Below are 17,346 nucleotides of genomic sequence, written 5' to 3'. Positions count from 1 at the left end.
AAACAGAGGATGTGCGACGGACCGTGCCGGCTTCCCAGCATCAGGATAGAGCATACGCGTGTAACCATCATAAGCCGATGCCGCGCTTCTTTCCCAGGCTCCAATCCACGCCCCCCGCATCTGAGCACACGACCCCGGTAACTTGATTACCCAATCGCTTTTCGAGCGACGGCGACCAGGGCACCAGCTTGAATTCGAGTCCATTATCGATCATCGCGAGCCGGCCTGAAGCCAGCAAAAAACGCCGCCGGTAAATCCCAGCCACATGATTGCCGTTGGGAGCCTTCGTGAATGACAGGCCCGTCTCGGCGGCGATGCGGGCACCAAGCGATTCCACCTCATGATCGTGTAGTGTATCGATCAGATTGCGGGCAAGAATGACGCGCTGTCCCTCGCGCCTGGCCAGATCGCGGCTGACAAGGTGATCTACCCGATCTTGCAGTGCCTGTCCTACGTCCTTGCCAAAGCCGCCGTCACCGAATTCGGCGGGCTCGCGTGCAACGAGTTGGCGATCGAGCCAAGTCGCGCCGGAAGCATGGACCTGCTGTTCGATTGAGAGGTCGGAGCGGACGGCGAGCGTGACCCGGCCACCGCCATTTGCACTCGCATCGCGACACAACTCCACGACCGAGCCCGGGTCGGAATCTCCCGCCGCATCAGGATCATGGAAGCGAATGTGGTGCGTGCGTCCATCGATGCCATCGACGATGGCATAGGCCGCGCCGCGCCGTTCGTCATCAAGGCCGCGTTCGAGCAGTCGGCCGATCACGGGCGCATCAATTTTTTCGGCGGCCAGCACGTAGTCGGCTGTCCCCTTTTCTAGCCCATGCACGGTGAGACTGCGGTGCATGCGCTTGATGATGTCGCCTTGTTCACCGAGGGCGCGCAAAGTGGCCTCGGCCTCTTCGACCACCATCCATTGGCCGGGACGGATCTCGTTCGCGAGACCCAGGCGTTCCAGTTGCCGCAGCCGGCCGACTTTGAGCCCCAGGAACTGGTCGGGATGGCGATCAGGGTGTGGCGCGAGATCAATGATACCATGACGGTCGGCGTCACGAGCAAGCTGGCGATCGAGCTGCGTCCAGCGCTCAGTGTCGACTTGGTGCTCGATGGCCTGGCGGATGTCGAGGTCGGTGCGGAGCCCAAGCGTCTGGGTGAGAATGTCGCTCGCCCGATCGCGCATGCCCTGGCGGATGTAGTCGCGCGAGATGACAAGACTCTCGCCATCGTCGGCAACGCCGCGAACGAGGATGTGAACGTGCGGATGTTTGGTGTTCCAGTGATCGACGGCTACCCAGTCAAGCCTCGTGCCGAGGTCGCGCTCGATGTCGACCATCAGGTCACGAGTGAAGTTCTTGAGCTCGCCGAGCTCCATTGCGTCGTCCGGTGAAACGATGAAACGGAAGTGATGCCGATCGTCCTTGCAGCGATCGCAGAAGGCGTCATGATCTGCCTCTTTGGTGTCAGGGCCGAACATCCTCGCCTTCTCACCATCCCGTGTAACACCTTCGCGGCGAAGATATTTGAGATGGGTGGCGAGTGGCGCAGACCCTCTGAACTGCCGCACCACACGGGTCTTGACGACGGCGCCGCGTGAGCGGTCAGAGATGAGGCGACTGGCGCGGATGCTCGCTGATCTGCCGCGGCCAAACGTTGAAGCTCGCGGGGAGGTGATCCGACCCTCGCGTGTAAGGTGACCGCCGGCGCGCTGTGTGGCCGCAAGAGCCTGGAAGATGAAGGGTCGTGCGCGCTGGCCGGCGCGGGAGCGGATACGACCCGGGCGGACGCGAAAGCTATCGTCACGCGTCATGCTAGGCGGCCACGAGGTGCGGTTTCCATTGAAAGACTGAAAAAATGGGAATAGCGCACATCGCTGATTGTGGCAGCACATCGCGAAATGAGTCGAAAATTGTAAGGAAAACAATCGGCCGATCCGAGCCGCACCTCGCGGCCCTTTATCCTGCCACTCTCTCTGTCCTCATCTGCGGACAACCCTTCCGCCGCAATTTCCGCGACGGAACAGGCCGGAATGGAATTGAGGAGGAACGTGGCGATCATCGCGATATGACTAAAGAGGGCTGAGCGAATAGGCCGGAAACAGCGTGGTTCGATTGGAAATCGGTTTCACCCGGCCGTGGCTCGATCGCAGTCAGGTCCGCAACAGGATGGCCCATTGGCGACCGCATCGCGGACGAATGAATCGCCGCAAAGATCGTCTCGGCATAACCATTGCCATCCGATGCAGCGGCGTTCCGAATGTCATGGGGATGCGCAAAGATCGTTGCACGGAGTGAGCTGGCTCTGCCCCTTCTTTGCCGCGCGCGCCGCGGACTGAGAACTGCACCATCGAGCAGCGGCGCAAGTTTCCTGACGTAGTCGACCGTCTCGCGTGGCAGCGGCCGGCCGGTTGAGAGATGTTCCCTGTACCGACCAGGACCGGCATTGTAAGCGGCAAGAAAGCCGCTGCGCCCGAAGCTGTCGAGCATTTCGCGAAGATATGCTGCACCTGCAAGAATGTTGTCACGCGGTTGATAGGGATCGTCACCGAGACGGTATTTGATGCGCAGTTCTTCCCAGGTCGCCGGCATGATCTGCATCAAGCCCATTGCGCCCTTGCTTGAAAGCGCACGAACATCGCCGACGCTCTCAACATGCATGACGCCGCGCAGCAACCGCTCTGGAATGGCGAAGCGTTTTGACGCTTCCCGGATATGCCGCGACCACGGGCCTGCCGACAAGATCGTCGACTCGGAGTGCGCCGGCCGTTCACCAGCAGAGGAAGCCGCTGCAACAGTTTCGGGCGCCACGAAGCCGAGCATGACACATGCGGCAAACGTCGTCATGCCTCTGTGGGCTGCATCCCGCAGACCGCAGAACCGATGCGCCGCCAGCCTGCGACGGTGTTCGCTTCCGTTAAGGGCAGGGGCTCGCCGATCGAACCGGCTTTGCCAAAACTGTGATGAAATCTGCGTCCGGAGCCACAAGCAAGTGTCCGGCCCTCTGTGGGCTGCCTCGCGGGCGGTCGGGTCGAAGGGTTTAACCGGCGCCCAATGGATCAAAAGGATTGGCGAGAAAGATTCGTCGAAGGGCTCCAGAAGCATTTGTTCAGCCTCGCCCGTCGCGCTTCGATGATCGGTTCCAGTGCATGCTCCAGACGCTGTTCTCTGCATCGGACCGGAACAGCTTGGCGCGGATCGGCTGCGTAAAGGACGGGTCGTCAATTGAGACGGAGAGGTAATCCCCAGCCTTGTCTCCGGCGCGGTCCCAAGCCGCACCGACCGCCGTCCCTTCGCAATAGATCAGATGGTCGGGCGCGTTTTCGGTTTTGGATTTCTCGGCAGGCAGAATGGCAATCTTCGCCTCGATCGTTAGCGTGGAGAGATTGCCGAAGAAGCCGTCATCGTTGCGCGTGAATGTTCCGATCTGAGTCATTGCAGTGCTCCTTTCATGGGTGTTAGTGCACGTCGAACCGAGCCGTCACGGCTCGCTAGCAAGGGGATCGTTGGTGAATTCCAGCACCGGAGTGGTGGGCTCCGTGGTCCAGACGGGAAGCGCGCGGCCAACGATTGATGAGAGCGGGAGCGGGCCGAAATAGCGGCTGTCAAAACTGTCGGCTGCACCCGGGTTCATAAGGAAGACGTCCGCCTCGGCAATGTCGCGGCAGCCCTGCCAGATGGGCAGGGGTCGACCGCGACTGTCACGCTCGCGCGCATGTCCATACGTCTTGCCGTTGACGATGATCGTTGTGCCTTGGCGACAGACGGTTGCGCCCCCCAGTGCCAAAATACGCTTCAGGAGCGGCACATTTTTCGGCAGATACCCGCGTCTTGCCATGAAGGCCGCCAATGGCTCGGGCGGCATGATGACGGCGATATTGGCAATACCGATTTTGTCGGCCGGCTGGACGCGGTAGAGCCCGACGGGGATGCTCGCCGATGCGTTCCAGATGGACAGCGGCGGATGGCTAATCCATGCCGGCGCCGCGGCGAGCACTACGCCGCCAACCATCGTGGCGATGATCTTTGTGCGCTTGCTCATGACTCGATCCCGGGGCGCAGCAGGCAAGTTTTACGACGCTTGGCCGTGTATGGACTCGGCTGCTCGCGTGCGGCTATCCGGCTGTGGACATGCCGCCGTTTACGCAGCGACATGAAGATCAGGGTTTGCTGCTGTTTCGCCGCTACCAGGCGGCGCGGTTGCAATCTCCTGGCTTGCGCGTGGATGGTTTGCGACGCAGCCCAGACCAGGATGGCAGCGTTCCAAATCGTTGCCATGCCGTGCACACTTGCCGCCTCAACGCAGGTCGATTCTTCGCCCGCATGAGAGTGGATCGGTGTCAGGCGGCCGGATTTCACCATCAAGACGAGCTGCCAGGCCACAACGTCCCGCGTGCCGGGTGGAGGGAAGCCGGATGAGGGGACATGAGGCAGCGCAAATTGCTGCTGAACGGTCTCGCGATACGGCATTTCGGTGCGCCACAGATCAGGAGCTGCGGTCGCGCCTGCCGACATAGGCGGGCGCGCGGGCTGCATGGGGTTTTGCCGGCGGAACATAGGTCGCGTTGGCATCGCTGGTGGAGGTGCGTGCGCCCAGGTCTATCCAGGCGTGCAGGTCGTTGATGTCGTAGAGAACGCGCCCGCCGACCTTTCGGTATTTTGGGCCGGTGCCGTAGGTCCGGTGCTTTTCGAGTGTGCGGGCGCAGAGCCCGACGATGGGTGCTGCCTCCTTCGTGCGCAAATACTTTTGGGGCGCGTCCGCGGGACCCTTCGACATCGCTCGATCTCCATTCGGTTCTGCTGTCGTCCTGGCCTGCCGGGACGCGCGAAGTGGACCATGATCGAAATGAGGAAAGGCGAGGGAGGGCAAAGATGGGGGGGTGCGTTTTTGCTACCCCGAAGAAGGACTTCGGCGGCCGGACCTTTCGCTGCGGTTGTGGGGGTAGAAGAGAAGATCGCGATAGCCGCCGGCGACAAAAAAAGCTGCACGGCGTAAGATAGCTCGGACCTTGTGGCGGAGATGATGATCACGCCAATCTCGCGGCACAATCGGCTCTTGCGAAAACAGCACCTCCGCGAGCTGACGATAGGTTGCACCCGTGCGTTGACCATCATGTGCGCGTAAATTGAGGATATGCCTGGTCTTGGTCTGTTGCGGCAGCGCGCCGTAAGATGGACTGGCTGCCCGGCCGTTCAGTGCGCGCCAGAACCGGCGCGCTGCATCGAGCCGCGTCTCGAATGCAGCGTCGAGCGGCAGAAGGATAGCGTTGAATTCACCGGCGCGGTCGTCAGCGACGAGATGACTTTTCCCAATTAAGGTAGACCAAATAATGTGAAGGCCTTCGTCCTGCGGCCAAACGCTGGCTCCGCCAAGGCTGGAAGGTTGAACTGTCTGGTGGGATGCAGGTACCCGCATGACCCGGAGCACGCGCGGCGAGGCCTGTTCCGTCCAGATGATATTGTCAGCTTTCGGAAGTCCGGCAGCGGCAGTTTTGAAATCGCGCGCCCCAACGGGCGGCGAGATCGGGCTGACCGGCAGGTTCTCCAGAACCAGCGGATTGCGATGCAAGCTGGCTGCACTCTGCCACGAATTCGTCATTCCGGATCAGATACTCGGCAGCGAACTCCGTAGCCTGGTAGCTGCACATATGTGCATACGCCGCCGGATCGGTCCAATCGCCTTGCACTGCTCCTGTCCTCTCCGCGTACCCGGATGTGAGGCGTCGGCGTCAACATTCAGGGGGATAAGGAAGTTGGATAGTTGGAGAATCGGCAAACCATTATGCCGATTCAGCAAGGTGGAGCGCCGGTCGCGTCAGTGCGGAGCGCCGCCAGCGAGAAGATATCGGTAGCCGCTGGTCGTCATCCATCGCGCGCGAGCAAGATGGGTCTCCCAGGACCGGAACGCTCGTTCCGGCTCCTGCTCCGGGTCTATATGCAAGACGATCCTGGCCACCTCCTGCCAATCGGCATCTTCCGCTGCCGCATCAAGCAGGCGAATGTAGGTGAGCAGACGCTCCTCGTCATAGCCGGTCAGGACCGGGGCATCCGGCGCAATGTCGGCGACATCAGGATCGAGCAGCGGTTTAAGCATGGTATTTGACCGTTCATATTTCGATCGCGATCTCGAAGGAGCCGTCCTTTAGATCGAGCACCAATCATAGCGAATAGGAACGATCATTCCTAGAACGATAGTTCCCTTTCTGGTCCCTAATCCGTCATGAATCTCAAGGAGATCATGGCGGCCAACATGCGTCGTCTGCGCCATGACCAGAACGTGACGCAGGAGGAACTGGCCGCCCGCTCTGGACTGAGCATGCGTTACGTGGGATCGATCGAGCGCGCTCGGGTCTCGGCCAGCATCAGTGTTCTTGGGAGGATCGCCACTGCGCTGAATGTGGAGCCTTGCGAGTTGATCAGAAAATCGGCACCGTGAGTTGACGCGGGAAGCACCGCGAATTTTCGATGATCGGCGAGGCAACATGCAAGAATGAAGTCTCCAGTCGCGAACACGACCGGTAGTCGCCCCACAGTCCGACGGAGCTCGTTGCGCAGCGACTGCGCTCAACTTGTCGGATGAAAGGAGATCGGCCCCGCCCTGTTCGTCCGGGCGGAGCCTTGGTCGGGCCCTTACTCGGCGTTGCGGCGCCCGTTGGGGCGGGACCAGATGAGGCTGAAGCCTTCGCCTTCCTCATCGTTGAAGAGGTTGGCGTAGATCGGAGCAGTGAAGCTCGGATCGTCCAGCTTCATGCCGAGATAGTCGCGGCCGTCATTGGAGCGCTTGGACCATGCGGCGCCGATCTCGACCTGCCCGACGAAGACACGGTGGCTGGGGGCGCTGTCGCCAGAGCGGTTGGTCTCGGGCACGACCCGGACGTTCTTGGTCTGGAGCGAGAGGGTCACGATTTCGCCGGTGAACTCGTTGTTGCCGGCCCTCTTGAAGGTTCCGATTATCGCCATGAGTTTTCTCCTTGAACTCTGTTTCGAGCCAGCACCGTTGCGGCCTCGATGGCGATCGGCGGGCCGGGGGCGATCGACGCCGCATCGCTTGCGACCGCAGCGCCAGCGGAGGATGGCAGCCAGGCGACTTTGTTGTTTGGCGAGGAATGACGGCGTAGCCGGCAGGGGAAGAAAGTCGATCGGCGCCATTGCGGCTTAGGCGATCGAGGCGCAGCCGACCTTCGGCCAGATCAGCCCATTAAAGAGGCCGTTTGGAGCGGCCCACCAGATAGAGACATCAACGGAGAACCTGGCGATACCGTCGCTGGCGAAATCCCGGCTACGACGATCAGCGGCGTCGATGCTCCTCTGTACAGGCATCGCGAGTCGCAAGCTGTTGTCAGCACCGCGCTTAAGACACGGTTCAAGTCACGGCTGACGTGCATCGCCGGATATCCGCCATCTTTGGAACGAGACGGCACGCCGTGGTGGATTCGAGCTGTGCGTCGCGCCATGCCGTGTCAGCGACAACGCTAACAATGCGACGGCCGGTCAGAAACAAGCATCCTGCCCACGCCGGTTGTTCGGTGAGTTCGCCCAGATCCAGCCCCTGTTCGGTTGAACAGGCGTCGTTATTCGCAGCTGTGATGCCAGCTGCGACGCAGCTGAAACGTTGACGGCAAGCGTGACGGCGTCGCGCGCCTTTGCTAGGGCGCGGACTTGAGTATCGCATAAGACGGGCGGCGCCGCGCTGCCCCATCGCGGCCGTATCGTACAATCGAAAAAAGGGTAGGGGCGGGCAGCGCTTACGCGCCGCCTCCCTTGGGGCGGAAGTCGAGGACTGGGATGCCGAGCTTTTTTGCCTTGTCAGCAAGATTGTCCTGAATTCCGGTCCCGGGAAAGACGATGACGCCTATCGGCAGCAACTCCAGCATTGCGTCATTGCGCTTGAACGGGGCGGCTTTGGCATGCTTTGTCCAATCAGGGGCAAAGCCGATTTGGGGTACCTTGCGATGGTCTGCCCAACAGGAGGCGATCTTTTCGCCACCCTTCGGCGATTTCCCGTGCATCAAGACCATGTCTGGATGCCGGGCGTGGACCTGGTCGAGCTTGGCCCAGATCAGCTGGTGGTCATTGAAGTCGAGCCCAGCGGTGAAGGCGATTTTCGGGCCAGGTGGCAGAAGGACTTCCTGCGAGGCGCGTTTCTTGGCGCTGAGAAAGTCGCGGCTGTCGATCAGCGCAGAGGTCAGGTTGCGGTGGTTGACCATCGATCCGCTGCGCGGTCGCCAACTTGATCCGGTGTGGCGCTCGTAGTGCTCCGCGGCCTGATCACGCATCAGTTCGAAGGCGCATTGGCGTTCGATCAGCGTCTGCCCTTCGGCTGTCAGGTGTTCCAGCTCGACGGATTTCACTTCGCTGCCGTCTTGCTCACGCTGGCTGCGGCGTTGCGCCTGCTCGTTGTGGTCGAGTTCGCGCTCGATTCGATCTGCGGCGCGGTGAAAGATGTTGACGGTCGACCACAGAAGATCGTCGAGATCGGGCTCGAGGCGACTGTCTTGCAGTGCCACGATGAGGGCGTCGAAGATGTCAGCGATCGCGCCGGCGACGCAGTGCCCCTCTGGAAGCGGTCGAGGATCAGGCTCATCTGCGAAGGGTCGGTAGCCATAGAGCTGGAGTTCGGTGAGGACTTGGTCGATGGGTGAAGACGAGTGCTGTGGTTCGTAGTCGTCATGCTCGCTCATTAGATGCTCCGCCGGTTGGACCGCGACCTCGCGGCCTTCATGGCGACGGAAGCCGGCGGACGGGACGGACCTGCACCCGCAGCGAAGCGAAGGGCCGGAGTGTCAGCGGAGGAGGGGGAAGGCCGGCTATTTTGCTTCGCGATGGAAAGCGCTCCCTTGGGAGCGCGCCGGAAAATAGTCGGCCGAAGACATTGCGGGTCCGGGTCGTTTGCTGGCCGATCGCCCTCTCGAAGGCCCGCAGGCGCGGTTCTCTCCGACTTCGGGGGGCATTCGAGCGATGCAAGCGACAGCGGACAGGTTGTTCGTTTCGAATTATCCCGCCACTGCCATGAAACGGGCGATGTCCTGCGGGGCGAGCTGGACACGCGCGCGTGCTCGAAGATCATCCACGCCAAGCGTACAGAGATCTTCGTTGAAGTCTCCAAGTGCCGGCGAGAGCACGATCGCCTCAATCCCGGCAGCATTCGCTCTTTTGATCAAGGTGTCACGCGCGCTGTCGCCGGCTGGATCGGCATCGCGCACGATGTAGAGCCGTCTCAGCGTGAGGGGGAACAGCATGGCAGCGAGATGGGCTGCCGAGAGTGCCGCTGCCATAGCCATATCGGGCAGGATGCACCGAAGCGACAAGACGGTCTCGATGCCTTCGCCGCCCGCCATGACGTCGCCCGGCAGGCCAAAGCGAACCGCGTGACCGAGAAGATCGCCCATCGCGCGCTTCGGCGTACCGACCGGTGCCTTGCCCCTGCCGGAAGGATCAAGCCAGGTGCGATGTGCGCCAGTCAAATGGCCGTCGAGATCGGTGACGGAAGCGATCATCGCCGGCCAGGTCTCAGTCGGCGCATGTTCGTGGGGCCGGTAGTAGCAGCGCGGGTGAAAACGCAGGCTTTCGGTCCCGTGCAAAGCGGCAATGCTGCGGTTGCGCAGATACGCCTCTACGACCGTACCCGCAATCGGCTGCGACATCGCAAACAGCCGACGCGCTGCTTCCGATGATCCGGATGGCGTGTCTACCGATTTCGGCCGGGGAGAAATCTGCTCTGGTTCGGGATGCGGCAAGCCGAGAAACGTCATTGCTTCATTCGCAACGTCCTTGAAGTTGCTGAAGCCGCGGCTTTCGCGAATGACGTCTAGAAGGTCGCCATGCTCGCCAGTCGCCGCATCGGCCCACTTGCCGGCGGCTCCTTTTCCGTTCGCTGACCCGACGAGCCGCACGAACATTGAGCGGCCCGGCGTGTTTTGCACATCGCCGACAAGCCAGTAGCGGCCCTCGCGATGCCCGTTCGAAAGATAGTAGCGACAAACCGCCTCAGCGTGCCGGCCGAGGCGGTGCGCCAGTTCTGACGCATCGTGGCGGGCCATCACGCATCCTCCCGCGTGTCGATGCGCTGGACTGGATAACCCTTCAGCAACTTGCCCAGAATTGCGGGTCCAGATGCGTCGGCGGGCACGAACATGCGCAGCTTCCAGGAGATGATCTCTCGGAAGAGGCCGTAAGCCGAAAGACGGTCACGCATTGTGTCGTTGAAGCCCGTCAGCTCGATTCGGCTGACGCCCATGAGGCGGCTGCGCCGAAGCTGCAGACCATCGACGAGGTCGAGGATCGTTCGACCGCCCAGAAGCGCAACGAAAGCATCACTGGCTGTGATCGAAGGCGAGCTTGTTGCCAGTGCGCCCGCGATCCATGCTGGCGGGACCTGACGACCGATGATGCGCTCGCCATCGTCAGTCTGGAGCCGGTACACACGTGAGAATTCCCTGGGCAGACGCTTCCAGATCGGCAGCAGCATGCCGGCAACGACATGGATAGTGCTGTCCGTGAATTCGGGCACGTCAGCCGTCTCGGCACTCCAGGCGTCAGCGAATGCAGCCTGCTCAGCCTCAACCCAGTGGCTCTCCGCCATCATCTTCAATGAGGCCTGATGGTGCTCCATCGGCCGGATCAGCCGGACTCGCCATTCGATCTCGCCGTTGTCGAGCATCAGCGCTGGCGCTGGCACCTGTACGGCGGCGCGGCCGGATCGGTTGTTGACCAGGAGCTTCGCGCGGGGATCGTGAAGCTGAGCAAGGGCATCGGCAAGTGAAACGGGTCGGTTGCGCTTGCGCTGGGCGATGGTCAGCAGTCGCGTTTCCGCACCGGTGGCGGCATGGACATGGATGACGCGTCGCTCGGTGACGACGAAGCTCTCCGCACGCAGTGTTTCCAAGCCGATGTCGTAGGCACCGGAGGCGATGGCGCCCTCGATTTTCGCATTCAGCAATTGCTCGAAGGCCGTAAACAGGGCGGTTTGAAGCGGGATGGTAAGCGCCAGCAGCCGATTGAGGAAGGTCGTGATCGGCGGCAGCTCGTCCTTGATGCCGGTGGAATCCGTCAGTGTTAGGCCGGTCGCTTCCTCGAACATCTGGAGTGAGCAGCCGTCCACCTTGCCGCGAACCAGCAGCAGGTAAAGCTGCCGCAGCGCGTCCCGGGCATAGTGCGACTCCAGATTGTCCTCAGGGCGAAATAGGCCCTGGCCGCCGGTCTGGCGCTGGCCGCGCGTAATGGCGCCCAATGTGTCGAGGCGCCGGGCTATCGTCGAGAGAAAGCGCTTCTCAGCCTTCACATCGGTCGCAACCGGCCGGAACAGCGGCGGCTGCGCCTGGTTCGTGCGGTTGGTGCGCCCCAAGCCCTGGATGGCGGCATCGGCCCTCCAGCCCGGCTCGAGCAGATAGTGAACTCGAAGGCGGCGGTTCTTCGCAGTGAGATCAGCGTGATAGCTGCGGCCAGTGCCACCGGCGTCGGAAAACACCAATATGCGCTTGCAGTCATCCATGAATGCCTGTGCCTCGGCGAGATTGGCCGATCCGGCGCGGTTTTCGACGACAAGGCGATCGATGCCTCGAGTGCTGGTCTTGCGCACGATGCGGCGCGACCGGCCTGTCACTTCCGCTACGAGGTCGGTGCCGAAGCGCTGTACGATCTGATCGAGTGCCCCCGGGACGGGGGCGAGTGAAGCGAGTTGCTCGATGAGGTGATCGCGGCGGGCGACCGCTTCGCGGCTCTCGACGGGCTGGCCGTCACGATAGACCGGACGTGACGACAAATTGCCTTCGCTGTCGGTGAACGGCTCGTAGAGTTGCACGGGGAAGGAATGCTGCAGATACGAGAGGACATATTCGCGCGGCGTGATGTCGACGCGAACGTCGTTCCATTCCTCGGTTGGAATTTCCGCGAGGCGCCGTTCCATCAGCGCCTCGCCGGTCGAGACGATCTGGATGACGGCGGCATGGCCTTGATGGAGATCGCGCTCGATCGAGCGTATCAGGGTCGGCGTCTTCATGCCGGTGAGCAAATGGCCGAAAAAGCGCTGTTTCGTGCTCTCGAAAGCCGAACGTGCAGCCGACTTTGCCTGACGGTTCAGTGTCCCGGTCTCGCCTGTGACGTTGGCGGCCCGCATCGCGGCGTCGAGATTGTTATGAATGACGCTAAACGCTCCGGCATAGGCGTCGTAGATGCGGGTCTGCTCGGAGGTAAGCTGGTGCTCGACCAGCTCGTATTCGACACCATCGTACGAGAGCGATCGGGCCGTATAGAGACCGATTGCGCGGAGGTCTCGGGCCAGCACTTCCATGGCGGCAACGCCGCCAGCCTCGATCGTCTCGACAAATTCGGCCCTGGTCGCAAAGGGCAAATCGTCGCCACCCCACAGGCCCAAACGCTGCGCGTAGGCGAGGTTGTGGACGGTGGTTGCTCCCGTCGCCGAGACATAGACGACGCGGGCGTTCGGCAGGGCGTTTTGGAGGCGGAGCCCGGCGCGTCCCTGCTGTGAGGCGGCGACGTCGCCGCGTTCTCCCTTCCCGCCTGCCGCGTTCTGCATAGCGTGGCTCTCGTCGAAAATGATCACTCCGTCGAAGTCGGTGCCCAACCATTCGACGATCTGCCGCACGCGCGAGATCTTCTCACCGCGTTCGTCGGAGCGCAGCGTGGCGTAGGTGGTGAATAGGACCCCTTGATCGAGGCGGATGGCCTTGCCCCGCGGGAACCGCAACAGCGGCGTGACCAGCAGGCGCTCCATGCCGAGAGCAGACCAGTCGCGCTGGGCGTCTTCGATCAGCTTGTCGGATTTGGAGATCCACATCGCCTTGCGGCGGCCCTGCATCCAACTGTCCAGGATGATGCCTGCTGACTGGCGGCCCTTGCCGGCGCCCGTCCCGTCGCCGAGCATGAAGCCCCGGCGGAATCGCACGGCGTGCGCGGCATCGTCGCGCGCGGCAGAGACAAGGTCGAAGGTGTCGTCCACCGTCCAGGAACCGGTGAGGAACTCCGAATGGGCCTCGCCGGCATAGATGACTGTTTCTAGCTGCGCGTCGGACAAGAGGCCGTCGCTGACAACCTTGGCAGGAAGAATCGGCCGGTAGCTCGGCTTCGGCGGGGCAACGGATGCCATTGCCGCCGATTGGACCAGCTTGGTCGGATGCGGATGGGCGCCCGGAATGCGGATCGCCTGCAACCCGTACTCCTCATAGATGCCATCGGTGATGCGCCTACTTTCGGCAGGCGTCCAGTCCAATGTCTCGTAAGCAAGCGCGGTGCCTTCCGGCTCGGCAAGGCTGCGCACCGGAGTGGGACCGGCGGATCTGGCGAGATAGCCGCGCACGCCGCGCGCGGTGGGCCCCGTCGCCTTGACGGCGGGCACGAAAGCCGAAGCGCTGACCGGCAGTCGCGCGGGAACATGCTTGTCAATCCAGGCGATCAGTGTGGCGACATCGGGCGCCATGCCGGCCGATGCTGGAAGGGTGCCTCGTTTGTCGGCCGGCAGTTTGTCGATGACGGTCAGCCGGGTCTCGACGGTGGTGCCATGCCTGGCGTAGACGGCGCCGTCGATCGCGGCGGTGAACACGACGCGACCGCGCTCCTGGAGCCTGACGAAGGACTCGCGCCAGATGGGCAGCTCTGGGGAAAAATTTGCGCCAGTGATTGCGACAAGCCGCCCGCCCTCGGCGAGCCGGGCCAGCGCAGAGGCGACGTGACGATAGGCAGCGTCGGACACGCGGCCGCTGACGTTAGCAAGCACCGAGAACGGCGGGTTCATCAGCACGACGCTTGGTGCAATGCCGGGATCGAGATAATCATCGATCTGCGCTGCGTTGAAGCGAGTGACGGGGATGGCCGGAAAGAGCAATGAGAGAAGCCCGGCGCGGGCCTCGGCCAGTTCGTTGAGCAGCAACGTGCTGCCGCTGATCTCGGCCAGAATAGCAAGTAACCCGGTGCCGGCGGAGGGCTCAAGCACGCGGTCGGCAGGGGTGATTGCCGCGGCAGTAACGGCCGCCAGACCGAGCGGAATGGGGGTGCTGAACTGCTGAAGCGCTTCGGTCTCTTCGGAGCGGCGCGTGTGAGTTGGGAACAGGCCGGCGATCTTGCCCAGCATCGGAAGTGCGGCGGCCGCAGAACCGGCTTTGCGGAAAAGCGACTTTCCGTATTTGCGCAGGAACAGCACCGTCGCGACTTCGCAAGCGTCATAGGCTGATTTCCAGTCCCATGCGCCGGACGCATCGGAGGCACCGAAGGCAGCTTCCATGGCCGAGCGAAGGCTCGAGACGTCGACGCGCTGACCGCGTTCGAGATGGGGCAGAAGAAACTGCGCCGCGCTGTGGATGGCGGCAGCTGGTTCGACAGCCGGGGATGAGACAAGCGGAAGCGGCACTGCCGGAGCGGCAGTCTTCGAAGAAACATCAAACATGGAGAAAACCTCGAGGAGAGCGGAACGGGAATGAACCGGGCGGCCCTCTCTCTCGACCAATCCGGCTCAAATCCGCCCTGGCCGGCCTCTCCCCTCTGGACTGCGGTCCTGCCGATAACGATCCTTCTTCGATCCAGGCGCTGCGCCGCTACCCGCCGTCAGCCCAACGACGACAGCGGCAACGCGGTTGGCAGCCCGGGGCGATATCTTGGCACGCAGTGGGGACGGCGGGGCAGCAGCCGCCGAGCGAGAAGGACGCGGCTGAAGCGGCCAATTAGCTTTGCCCGTGTCTGAGAAAGTGAGCGTCCGGCAGCGGTAGGAAAGGGCGCGGAGCGGGCCGAACCCGCTCCGCGCGAGGCGATCTATTCAGCGGCCATGTGCGGTTCGCTGTCTTCAATCTGCGCATCGTCGTCTGAGAGGAATTCGGGCAGCTCTTCCCCATAGCCGTCGGTGCCGGCGCCGTTATCAGCGCCAGCGCTGCCGTCGAGGTCGACCAGGCGCAGCGGCTCGGGCAGCCAGCCACTATCGGTCAGCAAGCGCTCGGCTTCCTTCGCCATATCTCCCTTTTTCAGATGCTCGATTAGCTGCGCGGCCTGTTCGCCCTTCGCCTCTCGCACCGCCTCGAGAATGCGGGACTTGGTGATGCGGCCGAGATAGTTTTCGACTGTCGGTGTCCAGCCGGCGTCAACCATATCGAGACCGACCGCGCGTGCCAGTCGATCAGCTTGCGCGATCCGCTGCCGAACGCCGTGTGCCGAGACAGCGCCGCCATAGCGGTCGCCTTTCTCGTGGAGCGCGTTCACGCCGTAGCTGACGCAATGGGCGAGCAACGCCGCGCGGCTGGTCTCATCAAGTGAGGCGATCCAGTCCCAAAGTGCATCGTCCTCGGTCGGCAGGTCCGATTTCCAGCCCTCATGGCGTTCGGCCACCGATTTCGCCGAGGGGCTGTCCTTCAGGTCACCTGCCTGCAGAGGGAAGAAGACGTGACGGATCGAGGCCTCCAGGCACCCGTTCGTGGTGCGGTGCTGGAACGTGTCAGTGACCAGCTTGTGCAAGAGCGCTGTCATGGCGACGTGAGGGTTGCCGGCAACCGCATCGCGCAACGCCAGTGTCCGGTGTGCGGTCAACTCTGTCATCAGTCGGTCCGGCAGGGGCTTGACCGCATCGTCCTCGTCTTCCTCGCACTCGACAGCCTGGCCGCCAATGGTGACAACGGCACGGTGCACCGACGAGCTGTCGGCAGCTCCGGACCTGCCGTCCCTTTTCGATTCATTCGCGCCGTCAAATGACATCAGCGGCACGTCCTCAGGCCGGAGAAAGCCGCGGTCGACCGAGAGTGAGCCGTCAGTGTCGATGCTGACGAACGCGCCGGCGACGGCGATGTCGGCCGGATCGAATTGCCTTGGGCGCTTGTCGAAATTGGCGAGCGCGGTCTCGATTTCACCGAGTCGCTGATCGACGTCTTCGGGCAGCTCGTCAGCACCCTCATATTCGGTTTCAAGCTTGGCATGCTCGGCGTTGAGGGCATCGATGGTAGCCTGCTCCTCGGCAGAGAGATCGAGCGGATCACTCTGCAGATGATACAGCCCACGCGTTGCGTCGTAGGGGAAGCTGATGGCGACCTCGACCCACTTCCAACCCTCGGCTGCAACTTCCTGGGCAACCGCCTTGAGCTTCTCTGTGACCAGGCGGTCCAGCAGCGCTGCATCCTGCAGCCAGCCGCCGTCATCCGACTGGAACAGGTCGTGCATGACGATACCACCCGCGGCCTCATAGGCGTCGGTCCCCACGAAGACGGCGCGCTTGTCGGAGGCGCGCACCGTCGTTTCGGTCAGCATGCGCCGGATTTGATAGGGCTCTTTCGACCAGGCATCCCTGATTGCCTCCCAGATCTGCTCCTGGCGAGCGCGGTCTTCAGAGACCGTGAAAGCCATGAGTTGCTCCAGCGTCATCCCGTCATCGGCATACACATCGAGCAGCACTGGGGAGACAGAAGCCAGCCTAAGCCGTTGCTTAACAACGTTGACCGGCACGAAGAAGGCTGCGGCAATCTCCTCCTCGCTCATGCCTTTTTGGCGCATGTCCTGGAAGGCGCGAAACTGATCGAGCGGGTGCAGCGGCGCTCGCTCAATGTTCTCGGCGAGCGACACCTCCTCGGCAACGATCGCGCTGTGACGGGCGCGCACGACACAGGGCACGAGGGCGGTCTTGGCGAGGCGCTTTTGCTTCACCAGCAGCTCAAGCGCGCGGAAGCGCCGGCCTCCGGCAGGCACCTCAAACATGCCAGTCTCGTTACCGTCGCTGTCGACGACGGGCAAGACGCTGAGGCTCTGGATCAAGCCGCGGCGGGCGATCGAGGCCGCAAGATCCTCGATCGAGATGCCGACCTTGACGCGCCGGACATTGGACTGGGAGAGCACCAGCTTGTTGAACGGAATGTCGCGCGAGGACGACAGGGTGATCTTCTGAACGGCAGTAGCCATCGGGATGTACTCCGCGACGGGCGGCCGAGAGCCTCTCTCTCGACCTCCAAACCCGTCATGAGAATTCCGTCACTCCTCGCCCTCTGATGTGCTCGGCAGCCACGCGACACTTGTCGCGGAGCAGCAGGTCGGTCCTGGCGCTCTGCAACGACTTCGCCGCAGCGGGGTCCGGCATCGAGGCAGACTTCGGTCATGAACGCATCCGCAGGAAGACGCCGAACTGGAAGCGGGCGGCCATTACGCTGCCTCCCGCCGATCGTCGTCAGCGGCCACTTTGTCCGGCAAAAAACCCAAGAGATAATCCGCAGCCCTGCTTGCCAGAGAGGCGGCGCGAACGATCGCACGGTTATCCTCGCGCAGCACCTCCAGTTATCCGCAGCAGCCCATAATGCGAAGGAACGTGACCAGATTGGCTGAAGCCCGGGGTTTCTGGCCACATTCCTCCGCATTATTTCAGAGCGTGTCGAGC

The 17,346-nt window shown here is 62.5% G+C and carries 15 protein-coding genes and 1 pseudogene; 1 reads left to right on the top strand and 15 read right to left on the bottom strand.

Going from position 1 to position 17,346, the window contains the following annotated elements:
- Positions 1-67: 67 nt before the first annotated feature.
- The 9 genes from NKI22_RS17950 to NKI22_RS17910 form a co-directional block, all read right to left on the bottom strand.
- On the bottom strand, positions 68-1,810 hold the full coding sequence (locus NKI22_RS17950) for a relaxase/mobilization nuclease domain-containing protein (protein ID WP_352958638.1): 1,743 nt from the start codon (positions 1,808-1,810) through the stop codon (positions 68-70).
- Between the two features lie 244 nt (positions 1,811-2,054).
- Positions 2,055-2,819 (bottom strand): lytic transglycosylase domain-containing protein, encoded by a 765-nt coding sequence (locus NKI22_RS17945; protein WP_352494350.1) that lies wholly within the window; start codon positions 2,817-2,819, stop codon positions 2,055-2,057.
- A gap of 286 nt (positions 2,820-3,105) precedes the next feature.
- The gene (locus NKI22_RS17940; RefSeq protein WP_023717045.1) at positions 3,106-3,432 is read right to left on the bottom strand and encodes a DUF736 domain-containing protein; all 327 of its coding nucleotides are present in this window, start codon (positions 3,430-3,432) and stop codon (positions 3,106-3,108) included.
- 45 nt (positions 3,433-3,477) lie between these two features.
- Positions 3,478-4,038, bottom strand: a complete 561-nt coding sequence (locus NKI22_RS17935; RefSeq protein WP_023717046.1) for a S26 family signal peptidase — start codon at positions 4,036-4,038, stop codon at positions 3,478-3,480.
- Positions 4,035-4,466: a replication initiator protein A gene (locus tag NKI22_RS17930; RefSeq protein ID WP_023717047.1), complete on the bottom strand. Its 432-nt coding sequence runs from the start codon at positions 4,464-4,466 to the stop codon at positions 4,035-4,037. Before NKI22_RS17930 ends, NKI22_RS17935 begins: the two co-directional genes overlap by 4 nt.
- Before the next feature lie 16 nt (positions 4,467-4,482).
- Complete coding sequence (locus tag NKI22_RS17925; protein ID WP_023717048.1) at positions 4,483-4,773, bottom strand: helix-turn-helix transcriptional regulator; 291 nt, start codon at positions 4,771-4,773, stop codon at positions 4,483-4,485.
- Between the two features lie 114 nt (positions 4,774-4,887).
- On the bottom strand, positions 4,888-5,412 hold the full coding sequence (locus NKI22_RS17920; protein ID WP_352483885.1) for a DUF2285 domain-containing protein: 525 nt from the start codon (positions 5,410-5,412) through the stop codon (positions 4,888-4,890).
- 46 nt (positions 5,413-5,458) lie between these two features.
- On the bottom strand, positions 5,459-5,644 hold the full coding sequence (locus NKI22_RS17915) for a transcriptional regulator domain-containing protein (RefSeq protein ID WP_352483886.1): 186 nt from the start codon (positions 5,642-5,644) through the stop codon (positions 5,459-5,461).
- 167 nt (positions 5,645-5,811) lie between these two features.
- Complete coding sequence (locus tag NKI22_RS17910; RefSeq protein WP_023717050.1) at positions 5,812-6,090, bottom strand: DNA -binding domain-containing protein; 279 nt, start codon at positions 6,088-6,090, stop codon at positions 5,812-5,814.
- A 126-nt stretch (positions 6,091-6,216) separates the two neighbouring features.
- Here NKI22_RS17910 and NKI22_RS17905 point away from each other — a divergent pair, with 126 nt between their 5' ends.
- Positions 6,217-6,432 (top strand): helix-turn-helix domain-containing protein, encoded by a 216-nt coding sequence (locus NKI22_RS17905; RefSeq protein WP_023717051.1) that lies wholly within the window; start codon positions 6,217-6,219, stop codon positions 6,430-6,432.
- Positions 6,433-6,626: 194 nt separating this feature from the next.
- Here NKI22_RS17905 and NKI22_RS17900 read toward each other — a convergent pair whose 3' ends face one another.
- The 6 genes and pseudogenes from NKI22_RS17900 to NKI22_RS17875 form a co-directional block, all read right to left on the bottom strand.
- Positions 6,627-6,956 (bottom strand): DUF736 domain-containing protein, encoded by a 330-nt coding sequence (locus NKI22_RS17900; protein WP_023717052.1) that lies wholly within the window; start codon positions 6,954-6,956, stop codon positions 6,627-6,629.
- A 785-nt stretch (positions 6,957-7,741) separates the two neighbouring features.
- Positions 7,742-8,677 carry a DUF2493 domain-containing protein gene (locus tag NKI22_RS17895; RefSeq protein WP_023717055.1) on the bottom strand — a complete coding sequence of 312 codons (936 nt, stop codon included), beginning with the start codon at positions 8,675-8,677 and terminating at the stop codon, positions 7,742-7,744.
- Between the two features lie 312 nt (positions 8,678-8,989).
- Entirely contained in the window at positions 8,990-10,036 is a 1,047-nt protein-coding gene (locus tag NKI22_RS17890; RefSeq protein WP_023717056.1) for a DUF7146 domain-containing protein, read from the bottom strand.
- Entirely contained in the window at positions 10,036-14,394 is a 4,359-nt protein-coding gene (locus NKI22_RS17885) for a strawberry notch-like NTP hydrolase domain-containing protein (RefSeq protein WP_352483864.1), read from the bottom strand. The genes NKI22_RS17890 and NKI22_RS17885 overlap by 1 nt, the downstream gene beginning before the upstream one ends.
- Before the next feature lie 362 nt (positions 14,395-14,756).
- On the bottom strand, positions 14,757-16,877 hold the full coding sequence (locus tag NKI22_RS17880; RefSeq protein ID WP_023717058.1) for a ParB/RepB/Spo0J family partition protein: 2,121 nt from the start codon (positions 16,875-16,877) through the stop codon (positions 14,757-14,759).
- Positions 16,878-17,114: 237 nt separating this feature from the next.
- Positions 17,115-17,246 (bottom strand): annotated as a pseudogene (locus tag NKI22_RS17875) (zincin-like metallopeptidase domain-containing protein); the annotation flags it as partial.
- Between the last annotated feature and the right edge of the window lie 100 nt (positions 17,247-17,346).

This window comes from Mesorhizobium sp. M0778 (assembly GCF_040320105.1).
Lineage (GTDB): Bacteria > Pseudomonadota > Alphaproteobacteria > Rhizobiales > Rhizobiaceae > Mesorhizobium.
Note: the sequence above shows the minus strand (reverse complement) of the source record. Positions and strands in the feature narration are given on the sequence as shown.